At 46.0% G+C, this 12,411-nt stretch carries 8 protein-coding genes; 2 read left to right on the plus strand and 6 right to left on the minus strand.

Going from position 1 to position 12,411, the window contains the following annotated elements; all coding sequences use genetic code 11:
• Window positions 1-10: 10 nt before the first annotated feature.
• Both PGL02S_RS15870 and PGL02S_RS15875 read right to left on the minus strand, forming a co-directional pair.
• The gene (locus PGL02S_RS15870) at window positions 11-1,942 is read right to left on the minus strand and encodes an ABC transporter permease (protein ID WP_036642732.1); all 1,932 of its coding nucleotides are present in this window, start codon (window positions 1,940-1,942) and stop codon (window positions 11-13) included.
• Window positions 1,929-2,696: an ABC transporter ATP-binding protein gene (locus PGL02S_RS15875; RefSeq protein WP_036642733.1), complete on the minus strand. Its 768-nt coding sequence runs from the start codon at window positions 2,694-2,696 to the stop codon at window positions 1,929-1,931. Before PGL02S_RS15875 ends, PGL02S_RS15870 begins: the two co-directional genes overlap by 14 nt.
• Before the next feature lie 611 nt (window positions 2,697-3,307).
• Here PGL02S_RS15875 and glsA point away from each other — a divergent pair.
• Both glsA and PGL02S_RS15885 read left to right on the plus strand, forming a co-directional pair.
• On the plus strand, window positions 3,308-4,249 hold the full coding sequence (gene glsA, locus PGL02S_RS15880; RefSeq protein ID WP_036642734.1) for a glutaminase A: 942 nt from the start codon (window positions 3,308-3,310) through the stop codon (window positions 4,247-4,249).
• A gap of 75 nt (window positions 4,250-4,324) precedes the next feature.
• Entirely contained in the window at window positions 4,325-4,933 is a 609-nt protein-coding gene (locus PGL02S_RS15885; protein ID WP_036642737.1) for a zinc dependent phospholipase C family protein, read from the plus strand.
• 118 nt (window positions 4,934-5,051) lie between these two features.
• Here PGL02S_RS15885 and PGL02S_RS15890 read toward each other — a convergent pair whose 3' ends face one another.
• From PGL02S_RS15890 to PGL02S_RS15905, 4 genes are all read right to left on the minus strand, one after another.
• Complete coding sequence (locus tag PGL02S_RS15890; RefSeq protein WP_036642739.1) at window positions 5,052-5,729, minus strand: serine/threonine protein kinase; 678 nt, start codon at window positions 5,727-5,729, stop codon at window positions 5,052-5,054.
• A gap of 123 nt (window positions 5,730-5,852) precedes the next feature.
• Window positions 5,853-6,083 (minus strand): helix-turn-helix domain-containing protein, encoded by a 231-nt coding sequence (locus tag PGL02S_RS15895; RefSeq protein ID WP_036642741.1) that lies wholly within the window; start codon window positions 6,081-6,083, stop codon window positions 5,853-5,855.
• A 419-nt stretch (window positions 6,084-6,502) separates the two neighbouring features.
• Window positions 6,503-10,219 carry a non-ribosomal peptide synthetase family protein gene (locus PGL02S_RS15900; protein ID WP_051449287.1) on the minus strand — a complete coding sequence of 1,239 codons (3,717 nt, stop codon included), beginning with the start codon at window positions 10,217-10,219 and terminating at the stop codon, window positions 6,503-6,505.
• 46 nt (window positions 10,220-10,265) lie between these two features.
• Window positions 10,266-12,038: a methyl-accepting chemotaxis protein gene (locus PGL02S_RS15905; protein WP_006209997.1), complete on the minus strand. Its 1,773-nt coding sequence runs from the start codon at window positions 12,036-12,038 to the stop codon at window positions 10,266-10,268.
• Between the last annotated feature and the right edge of the window lie 373 nt (window positions 12,039-12,411).

A 12,411-nucleotide genomic window follows, 5' to 3' on the forward strand; every position in this document is an offset into this window, starting at 1 on the left:
CAATTTAAGTTTATTTATTTTTGGTTACGATTTTATAGTAGGCATTCACAGTGATAACGTAGTAGACCAGATAAATACACGTATATACGCCCATGCAAATCACAACCGGAATCACAATATTCATATGGAGCAGCTTGGACAATGCGGACAGCGCGATAGCACAGTGGGTTATGCCGGCTATCAGCGGCAGAGCAAAAATAAACATCACCTGCTGGGCAATCGTTTTTCTGACCTCTCGTTTATGCACTCCGATTTTGTTCAGAATCTGATACCTCGCCTTATCCGAATTCGCTTCCGTTAACTGCTTGAAGTAAATGATGCTGCCCGTCGCCGTCAAGAAGACGAGTCCAAGGAATCCTCCCATAAAAATCAACAGTCCCGTAGACTCCATGCCTCTGGCATAATCGCGATAATAGCTGGACAGTGATGCGCTATCCGGCAATATCGCCTCGATACCCGCCGTCAACTGCTTCGCTTTATCCTGATTCGTGATCCCGTAAGCTTCTAACTGAATGGATTGGGTCTGCCGTTCCAATTGGGAGAACAGCTCATCACTTACAACAATGCTGGAATAGACGGTCGCCGGATTCAGCACACTGTATTTCTTCAATTCCGTAAAGGTGATATTCTCCCGGAGCTTGTTCTGCTCAAGTTGAACTTCCGCTCCCACATACTTGGGTGAGATGCCTTCATAATAAACAGGGTCCAGTGCAGCAGCCTCATTCCCCTTTAATTCGATGGTGTCTTCACTGCCCTGCAATTTCGCGAGCTCATTAAAATCACGGTTAGAAATCACGGTATATGTCTGCATATCACCAGCAAACAGATCACCAAGACCGCTGACATCCGCATCCACTTCAATGACCGGAACGGTAGTGTGATACAACAGCTTATGGTCCGGGGACGAAGATATCATCTCGTCAACCCGCTTCGTTGTACTGTTGTCCCCACTGATAAACATCATGCTGTTTGGGTTCGCTTGCAGCGCGTTGCTTGCATTGCTGTAATAGAAGCTATAGGCCGTTCCTACAGCAGTCAGTGTTGTAGCACTGAGCACCGCTATAATCGTAAGCGTACGTGCATTGCCTTTAATCCGGTATAGAAGCTGGGATATGCCGATGATATTCATCCCGTTCCAGTACCGCTTCTTATTTCTTCTGGATAGTCTCAACAGCGTAACGGTCAAGGTACTGAACAAGAAATACGTTCCAATAATGACCGTGACCAGAATCACGAGCGGGGTGAGCATGTATCCGAGTTTAGCCCATACGCTGGATTGCAGCAGGTTCTGCAGGGCAAGCCAGTATCCGGTACCGATTAACACCAGAGACAGCAATGCCGTGATCCATGACGCTTTCGGTTCTTGCTCCCCCTGCTGATCCGCATGAAACAATTCAATTAACTTGAAGCGGTAAATCAAGCGGTAACCTTGCAGTGAAGTAATGAGGGTTATGATCATGAACACAATAGCTGTGTTGAGGATCGCGGCAGGCGAGATCGAGAAATTCGAAACCGCATCGTAACCCATTATCTTCATCAAGAGTGATACGAAGAACCTAGCGAGCACGGAACCAAGTGCAATTCCTATTAATAACGCCAGAGCACCCATTAGAAAATTTTCATAAAATAACATGCGCCCGATCTGTTTCTTGCGCACACCGAGCAAAGAATACAGCCCTACTTCCTTCTTGCGCTTGCGCGTAAAGAATGAGTTCGAATACCAGATAAAGATGGCCACGAAAATAATAAGCACCACTGCGGCTGCGCTAAAGGCTGAGCTGATTTTCGTGGAGGCCTCCGATGCGGATTGAATCGTATGGTCGTATTTTAATGAAACAAATGTGAAGTAGATGACTATACTAAAGATCATCGATGCGAAGTACAGAAAATAATGGGTGAAGTTCTTGCGGATGTTTTTTCTCGCGATGCTAAACAACGTCATCATGCTCACCCCCGAGTGCAGCCAGTACCTCCAGAATCTGTTCAAAAAACACTTTGCGCAGTGGATTCTCTTTATGAAGTTCCTGATACAATTGACCGTCCTTAATGAAAATGACGCGTTTGCAGTAGCTTGCCGCATAAGCATCATGAGTGACCATCATGATCGTGGAATGATGAAGCTCATTAAGCTTGCTTAAGCTTTGCAGCAAGCTCGTTGCCGATTTGGAATCAAGCGCCCCTGTCGGTTCGTCTGCCAATATTAAGCTAGGATTTGCAACGATGGCGCGCGAAGCTGCGGTTCGCTGCTTCTGACCGCCTGATATATGGTACGGGTACTTATTTAATATCTCGCGAATGCCGAACGTATCGGCGATTTCGTTCACCCTCCGTTCAATCTCGGCTGCGGGTACCTTGGACAAGGCCAAGGGCAGCAATATATTTTCTTTGACCGTGAGTGTATCCAGCAAGTTATAATCCTGAAAGATAAATCCGAGTTTATTCCGGCGAAAATCTGATAGCTGCTCTTCGTTCATCGTCACGATATTCTGACCGGCAATCGTGATCTCGCCCGCTGACGGCGTATCAATGGTTGAAAAAATATTCAGCAGCGTCGATTTGCCTGCCCCGGAAGGACCCATAATGCCAACAAACTCGCCTTCTTGAATCTCAAGATTAATATCCTGCAATGCTGTATATTGATTTCCTTTTAATCCGAATGTTTTTCCTACATGTTTGGCTTGTAAAATAGTTGTCATCTAACGTTCTCCTTCAAGTCGTGGATTGTTAAGCACAGATGTAATTATAGATGGCGAACCTTACACTATATTTATACGAACCTTACATAAAGCTTAACAAAGTGAGGGCAAACACTTTCAACGATATAAGGCTTCAGACCTAACGAAAAAACCCGCACAGGGTATGGTTCTATGCGGGTTGCAGCGTTATATGAATTCTGTATGCCTAACATCAGCGTTACTCTTCTACGATCAAGACAAAGTCCTCATGATTCGATCGGATGAACATACTGATTCGCTTCAAGCTATCTGGAGCGATATCCTGAAACCTTTGATATAAGTAATCAACAGCTTGGAGTAGCTCATGATCCTGCTCGAGATCCTTAAAGGAAGCGTCCTCTAGAGGCACGTTAAGCTTACTGCACCTCTTCTTTCTAAGACTCATTTTATCATAATGTTCTACATTGAAAATCGAATAATAAAACAGTTGATGAATGATGAATCGATCGGATAGAATAATCTCGACTAATCCTGAACAGCTGTGAATCGGGTGATGATTGCACGAGCTCCGAAAAATGAGCGTTAGAAACAAGTTGGTTTGATTTTCTGAATTCCAGGAAGGAGCTTACTTTATGGCATCGCCCGAAATGAAATCCATCCGGCAGCAGCTGCCCCGCTGGCTGGAGACAAGCTTGCCCTGTGCTACGAGAGGCAACGTCGCCTCCTATATCCCGGAGCTGTCTAAAGCTCCCCATAACGCCTTAGGCATTACCCTGTTGAGTGCAACTGGAGAATCCGCCTCCGCTGGAGATTGCGGGCTGCGCTTTACGATGCAGAGCATCTCCAAAGTGTTTACGCTGATATTGGCTCTGATGGACAATGGCGAAGATGAAGTGTTCAGCAAGGTCGGCATGGAGCCGACAGGAGATAACTTCAATTCCATGCTGAAGCTGGAGTTAGTGAGACCAGGCATTCCGTTCAATCCGATGATTAACGCGGGTGCGATTACGGTTTCTTCCTTGATCCGCGGAAGCAGTCCGGAGGAGAAATCCGAGAGGATCCTTCATTTTTTTAAGGACCTTGCGGGAAACGACCGCCTGGACTATGACATGGGGGTATACCGTTCGGAATCGGATACCGGCAATCTGAACCGTTCCATCTCATTTTTCTTGAAGGAGAACGGGGTTCTCAGTGGGGATGTTGAAGAGGTGCTGGATGTGTACTTTCGTCACTGCTCGATTGTTGTCGATTGCGCCGATTTGGCCAGAATGGCGTTGGTGCTGGCTTCCAATGGTACGGATCCGCTGACGGGCAAGCAACTAATCCCTCGAAGATACGTCCAAATCGCCAAGACGTTCATGACAACGTGCGGAATGTACAACGCATCCGGGGAGTTCGCCATCCAGGTCGGATTGCCGGCTAAGAGCGGTGTCTCGGGCGGTATATTAACCCTGGTTCCAGAACGTTATGGCATTGGCGTTGTAGGCCCGGCACTTAACGATAAGGGCAACAGCTACGCCGGTGTCCACCTGCTGCAGACGATCTCCCGAGAGCTCGATTGGAGTATGTTCTAACTTGTATCTTCAACGCTCGGATGTCCTAGCTAAGAGAGCCGCACAGTAAAAAGATTGTGAAAGGGTGAGAGTGCTATGGGTTCGAGAATCATGCACTTGATCATTGCTAATCGAATGGCAGATATCCTTTCGATAGGAGAGAGAACAGCATTCTTACTTGGAAGCGTTGCTCCGGACGCCGTCTCACCCAAAGACTTGTCGCATTTCTTTCGAGGTGAGGTACTGGATCATTCAAGACACATTGATTATAAAGGGTTTCTGCATAAATATCGCTCGCAAGCAGACAGCCCCTATATACTCGGATATTTTACACATTTAATTGCGGATGATATCTGGCTGAAGGGCTTTAATCTCCCCTGGTTGAGAAACCGAATGGAAGCCAATACGGAATTATATCGTTTATACCATCATGATTTTCATGTGCTGAATGGAAAATTATTAGAATATTACGGTTTTACTGATATATTGGGCAGCATACTCCGGTATCCTTCTGCCATACTTGATTTGGAAGAAGTCAAGTCGAGTGATGTGGAAGAATTCATTCCCTATGTATTAGGCGATATGGAGTACGATATAGAAGTTTTAAACGAAAGCCTTCAGGTCTTTACGCTTGATCAGATCATTGGTTATATCGAGACATCCGTTGATTTAGGGTTACTGAATATCAAACCTATGCTTTCTTAAAATATATGCAAAATATATGATCTTCATCTAAATGGCTTTAGTAGAAAATGAATGGGAGCCGTTAAATACACGACTCCCCATTCGTTTGTTTCCATATGAACAATAAGAATTAGCATGGTTATTTTCTGAAAAACAATCTGCCAATTCGATCCGCAAATTCCTGCATATTTACGCTGGATGGATCCAGACGGTAATATCCGTTTTTTACAGCCTCCAGTACCCAAAGCGGCAGCTTCTTGCCTTCCAGCAGCGGGTAGACATTGTCGTACGCCCATACGAGATGCTCCCACCTCTTGTCGTTCCCGTCCTGAATATACTCTGACACGTCGAGCACTTTGCCTCTCCCCTCCTGCAGCAATACATTCTTTAAGTGAATATCGCGTGGGTTAAGACCTTTGTCCCGGACAAAAGCTCGAGCTGCTTCGACGTCATCAATTGCCTGCTTAGGGATAGATACACCATAGAGCAAACAGTCATACAGGGTTAACCCCGATTCATGGCTAATCACGACATAGCGCTCACCTGCTCCATAAAACACCGGAAAATAGGGGCTGCCCGTAAGCTTATGATAAACTTCAATCTCCGCTTCCTTCTTGGGAAGCGCCTGACTTGCATACAATTTGTATGCGTAAGAAGGCAAGGGTTCGTAGACAAATACAGCGGCATCTGTACCTATTCCGATACAGCGCAGATCGTCCGATTCTCCTTCAATCGTCACAGGATCATTGTCTCCGCTTTTAATAACCTCCATTCGAGATAATGCGGTTTCAGCCTGCTTCCATTGTTCGTTACTCATGAGCCACCTCATCGTTACTGGATAAAATCAGTATGATCGTACCATACTCGCATCATAAAAGACATCTTCGGATCAAGTGGTTCTCCTTAATTTTCTTGACAGCCTGCACCCTGTTTTTAACCTCTAACTTTTGAAAATATTATGAATGTATCGTTTCACGGTTCCGATTGAGATCATGAGCATTTGGGCAATTTCCTCATTGGAGCTTCCTTCCATTATGAGGACTAGCAATTCCAGTTCCCGCTTGGTGAAATGAATCTCGTAAATACCCGCTCCCATGGACTGACTTGAAATCATCGCATTCCGGATCACGTTTAAACGTATCCAGCAAATGATTGGCGTAACCAAACTCATACGATTTATGATCTCCCTGAAACTGTTTTGTCCACTACTGAAGCAATTGGAGCATGGGGCGGCCTTCATCTATAAAGATACGGACATAATCCTCGGTTGCCCGATCAATATGGCCCTCCCGATAGCACTCAAGGAAGAATCCGGAAGTTCTTGTAATGCGTAGGCCTGTCCCAAGAGAAGTAAAATTTCTAACTGGCTGCCGATCCGTGCCGTTCTGGTGGCTTCGCTGAATGCTGGATCAACTTGGTAATGAGATTAGGCTGTAACGAAGAGTTCATTGAATCATTCCTTTATTTCGTGGCATCGTTTACATAGCTCTATTATCGCGAAAAATGTCGAAACGTTCAATCTGTTTGTATATTATCAAGAAAGGAACCGCGAAGAGGATTCGCGGTTCCTTTCTTGGATGTATCTACATACTAGGGCTTAACAAAATATCCGATATCAGAAGCATAATTCACCATTTTTCTGAAGAACTGCTGATCTGGCACAGCGCATTTCACTCCGGATTGTAACAGGAACTCCGTCGTTTGAGGACAAGTATACCGATAAACAGAATTCTTCGCCCCATCACCTTCAAACTGTGCCATTGCCAGTTCCAGGCCTTCCTTGTCTTTCGGCTGCTGTGGATCCAACAGCCATGTCTCATATTCCTTCCAATGCATCAGGGAAATATCATAGCCAATGGCCTTAAAGTGCTCCACCATCTCCTCATAAGGGATAGCGACCGGATTGCAGATATGGAATACTCGTCCGACGGTTTCCTGCTGCAGAACCAACGCGGTAATGGCTTCTCCTGCATAATTAATCGGCGTAATATCCACTTGCCACTGCACGTCAGGTGCTTTCTTTAAGAGCAGCATACCTTTGAGCATTCGGTAAAAAGCATTGTTGTCGATATTCTTTTGGAACATACCGCTCTCGGAGTTACAGGACAAGTTACCAACTCTATAAACGGCTGCCGCAATCCCTCTCTCCATACCCGCTTTGATGACCAGCTTCTCTGCTTCGAGTTTGCTGTTCGTGTAGACATTCTCGATATACGACTCTTCATATCCTGATCCTGCAACGATAGCATCCCACTGGCCACCGAGTGCCAGATCCTCAGGGATACCGAGCGTAGATATAAAATGGAAGCGGATGTGAGGTCTGCTCTGAGCTAATGTCAATAGACGATCCGTACTCTCTACATTGACTCTGGCAAAATAGTCGGAGTCGCCAAAATGCTTCACTTCTGCTCCGCAGTGGATAATGGAATCGATGTGCTGCTGTGCCCATACCCAATCTTCTATGCGCAGGCCAAGATGTTCTTGTTCCAAATCTCCCTGAATAGCCACAACCCGTTTATCCATCAATGACTTAACGCCTTCTCCGAAATAGCCGGTCATGATCTGCTCAAGGCGGGCATAAGGTTCCATATGCTGCGAAGGACGAACCAGGCAATACACGGTTGCAGTGGATTGACGCAATAACTCATGCAGTAGATGTGAGCCCAAATATCCTGTCGCACCGGTCAGCAGTATGTGCTGCTGGGTGTACTCGCAGCCTATGAAAGCATTACGAATAGGGAAAGCGAGCGGATACTCAGCCAAATCCTGAATGGGCTGACCTGAAATGTCCATAAGTTCAGCTGGGGTCTCTGCGCTGCCCAATTCCTCAATTCTCTCCGATAATTTAGCAATCGTCGGATAGACAAAGAAGTCATTGATTTTTAAATGGGGATAATGCGGTTTGAGTTGCACCAGAATCTCCAGTATTTTCAATGAATATCCGCCAATATCGAAGAAATCGTCGTGGATGCTGATTTTGGTTTGGCCGAGCGCTTTTTCCCAGGCAGCACTCACGTTCAGCTGTATTTCATTAACCGGTGCTTCATACTGGGAATCATCCGCTTCCAGATCCATCGACAACTCGTATAACGCAAGTTTCTTACGGTCGATTTTACCTGTCGGGGATAACGGCATCTCATCCAGAAAGCACATATACTTAGGAACCATATAACTTGGCACCTTCTGACCTAAGAACTGCGCCAGCTCTTTAGCGGAAGCTGCCTGTCCATCATTCGATGTATAGAAAGCCGCCAATATCTTAGTTCCGTCTTCATCCGTTCTCGGGATAACCGCGATGTCCTTCACCGATTCGTGTTTAGCCAGGTTATCCTCGATTTCACCGATCTCAATACGGAAACCTCTGATCTTCACCTGGGAATCCTTTCTTCCCCGGTATTCCACTTGTCCATTCGGCAGCAGGCGGACCAAATCGCCAGAACGGTAAAACTGCTTTCCGGATTCCGGCATTATCGGGTCCTGAATGAAGGCTTCCTTTGTCTTCTCGGGCTGATTTAAATACCCTTTGGCTACGCCTACCGAGCTGATAAGCAGTTCGCCGGTTACACAGGTTGGACATAATGCGTTGTGTTCATTCACGATATACAATTCATAGTTCGCAAACGGCGTCCCGATATACACGGTAGCCAAATCATCAGGGACTGGATAATCCACGATATGTCCTGTTGCCACTACCGTAATTTCAGTAGGACCGTATAGATTCACAATAGGAATCTGGAGTTTCTTCTGGAACATCCGAACGGTTTCCCCGGCCAAAGCCTCGCCGCCGACCACGATGCTCTTAATGTTACGATACTTCTGAATCTCCTCCAGAGGCAAATAGGCCGCCAATTGATTGAAAAATACGGTAGGCAGTATCGCTACACGCGTGGCACTCGTATTTTCCACTGCCTCTGTGAAGGCATCGATGGAGAAGCGCTGCTCATCGGACAGCAGGTGCAGTCTGGAACCACATGCCAGCGACCCAAAAATATCATATACCGACGCGTCAAAGCTGAATGTAGAATATTGCAGAATAACGTCCCGTTCATCCATCTGTAATTTCTCTTGATTGGCCAGCGCCAGGTTCACAACGCCCTGGTGGGCGATTAGTGCGCCCTTCGGTTTGCCTGTAGAACCCGATGTATAGATGATGTACGCCAAATCTTCAGCTTCAATCTGGACGCCGCAGGAATCGGTTGGATACTGAAGGAACTGGTCATCCAAACAGAAGAATTCCGGCTTCGAATTAAATCCAGCCAATAATCCATCCAGCTTGGCTGTAAAGTTCTGATGCGTCAGAATGATAGCCGACTTGGTATCTTCGATAATATAAGCATTTCTTTCATCAGGATGCGAAGGATCAAGCGGGATGTAGGCGCCGCCGGCTTTGAGAACGCCAAGCATGCTGACGATCGTATCCAGCCCTCTTTTCATAAAGATGGACACAAACTGGCCTTTACGCAGACCCTTGCTTATGAGCATATGGGCGATTTGATTCGAGACATGGTCAAGCCGTTCATACGTCATTTGCTCCTGATCGGAAGACAATGCGATCCTCTTCGGAAATCTCTCCACAATGGAAGCCAGCATGGCTACAATGGTCGGATTATCCGGAAGATCCCTCTTCGTATCATTGAGAATGGTATAGGCGTTCCAATCCTCTTCAGTCAGCATAGGCAATTGACTTATCGGCATATCCATATCATCAATAGCAGCGCTGGCAAGCTGCTCGAAATGCCTGCTGAATTTTAGGATCGTCTCTTCTTGATACAATGCCCGAGCATAGGAAACATGCAGTATCCACTGATTCATGGTCTCCTCATGAACCATCCAGTTCAGCCAGCTGTGGCCCTGAGCATGAGCATGGCCATAAACCGTTTGTAGGCTGATCGGCTGACCGTGCAGCCCTTCTATTTCCTGAAGCGATAGATCGGAAAGCTCAATCTGCTCCATTTTGGCTGAGATCTGTTTATAAACTTGTGTAAATGTATCACTCCCGCTTAGGTTGATCCTGAGCGGAAGCAGATTCCCCTTCCGATTGTTTACACCGATCAGTAAATCGGTATCGTGGGTCATTCGATATAGAAAAACCGCATAGCTTGTCAGCATCCATGTGTTGATGTTGTAAGAATCACGAAGCAGCCTCATCTTATCGGTCTCGATATGAAGATGAATCGCCATGCGATTGAGCTCATGCTGCTGAAGATGCGCTGGACCATCAGTGTACAGATAGAATCCCGGTAAAGGTAGCTGCAGTTCGTTCAACCAATATTCTTTGCCTTGTTCGATCATCAATGTTGTATTCAAAAGGTTTCAGCTCCATCTTTTTCTCTACATTTTCTGTTACATCACACTATACACGCAATTTGTTAACAAGGACCTCCAGCTCAGCGGATACCTGATTGATCTGCTCGGCAGACTCGAAGATTTTAGTAAAGGACGCCTGCTGTTCTTGAGCACTGATCCGGATCTCGCCGGACACAGACGAGTTTCGTTCTGCGAGCTCAGCCAACTGTTTAATGGCAGCGGTTATCTGTTCGGTCTCGGCAACCATCTCCTGGGTAGCGGCAGACACCTCTTGGATCTGGCTGGTCACCGTATCGGTTGCAAGCAGCATTCCTTTAAACAGCTCGCCGGTTTCTTTAACAACTTCAATTCCCTTGGCGACGTTATGCTCGCCTTCGCTGATGGCTTCTACCGCAAATGCCGTTTCCTCCTGAATGTAACGGACCAGCTCGATGATCTGGTCTGCCGATTTTCTGGATTCTTCTGACAGCTTCTTCACTTCGTTCGCTACAACCGCAAAGCCGCGCCCCTCTTCACCCGCTCTTGCCGCCTCAATACCTGCATTGAGTGATAGCAAATTCGTCTGCGAAGATATTTCGGTGATAACCTGAACGATCTGACCAATCTCATGTGAGCGGTTTTGCAGCTTCTCAATGATTTGGACTGAATTTTTGACCGAATGATCGATCGAATTCATCTGCTCGATAACCTGCTCTACATTTTGATTGCCTCGCTCCGACTGTTCCTTCATCTGCAAGGAGATTTCGGAGAGATCCGACGTATTGCCGGCAATGGTCGACACCCCGGACGAAATTTCTTCGAGCGAAACCACGCTCTCGGTAATGGACGTGCTCTGCAGCGCTACTCGTTCAGACATCTCCTCCATATTCTTGGTGATGACGGAAGAGTTGTTATTATTGACCTCCACAGCAGAGAAGAGGAACTTGGATTGCTCGGCGGATTGCTCAGATACGGATTTGATCGTTGTCACGAGTTCGTTGATATGACTGACCGTGGTGTTGAACTTGGCATTCACTTGCCCCAATTCATCGTCTCCGGCTTGCAGTTTGACGGTGAAATCGCCTTTGCTCAGCTTGTCCAACGCCCCCATCAGCGCTTGAATCGGAGCGAAGGTGCGTCTGATCGTAAAATACTGTAAAGCTAACACAACAAGCAAGGTAATAAGCAAAGCCATGACCGTTCTCGTTATTAATTCCTGTTTACCGGATGAGATCAGGCTTGCATCCACGTCGATACCCATGTAAGCGAAAACCTCGCCGTCGGCGCTCAGGAAAGGATGGAGCACGGTGATCCAGGTACCGTAATTGTCTGTGTACGCTTTGGTATGAACGAGCTTTTTCGTCTCCAGCATTTCTCTGACGGCATCAGCATGGATTTTAGGCTGTTCGTATAAATCACCAAGGTTCAGATTCTCTTCGGCAAACATGTCGAGAACCGCTGTCGGCATAGCCACTATCGAAGTTTTGTTGCCATCCTCTAACTCCGGTCCAAAAATATAGCCCTGCGCAACGTTCGGGTAAAGTACAGATAATTCGTCGAAAATGCTAATTAATTTCTTCTGGATATCGGCATTTCGGTCCGTTGCCCCTTTTACCGCCACTGCATCCTCAACTGAAACCTTATTGACCAAGGTGCCCATGATTTTACCCGAATCTGACTGGAGCTGCTTAGTCAGCACGTTGTCCTGAATATAAAAGCTGGAACCAATAACGATTGCACCCGTGATAATAATATAGAGACTCGTCCATAACATATTTCTTGTAACGATACTAAGATTCTTAAATCTCAATCCTTTTGAGAACGTTTTAGGCTTGCTCACTCGGTGTCTCTCCTTTGATATCTCTTATGTATTTCATTTTGGCTAGGGCTTTCTCTATCAGGCTTTTTCACCACCTACTTTCCTAGACATCGTGAATAATTTCGGTGCTTTTCATGAATTGATTACATTTTTCATAAAAGGTCATATGTAAAGATCACTTCCCTCCAAAGTTCTTCTGGCTTTGCACATTTCACTCATTATTTGTGTTAAGTGAAAAATCCGTTCAATAGACAGAACTACCGTATAAACTCATAAACCTTACATCTTTTGTACTATAATAATCGGCTTATATGCGTAAAATCTTAATACTTTAGTAATATAAACTTACAAAAAAATGTTATTTTCGACAACGGTTCGAATTTTATAGATATTC

This window comes from Paenibacillus glucanolyticus NBRC 15330 (assembly GCF_004000885.1).
Taxonomy (GTDB): Bacteria; Bacillota; Bacilli; order Paenibacillales; family Paenibacillaceae; genus Paenibacillus_AQ; species Paenibacillus_AQ glucanolyticus.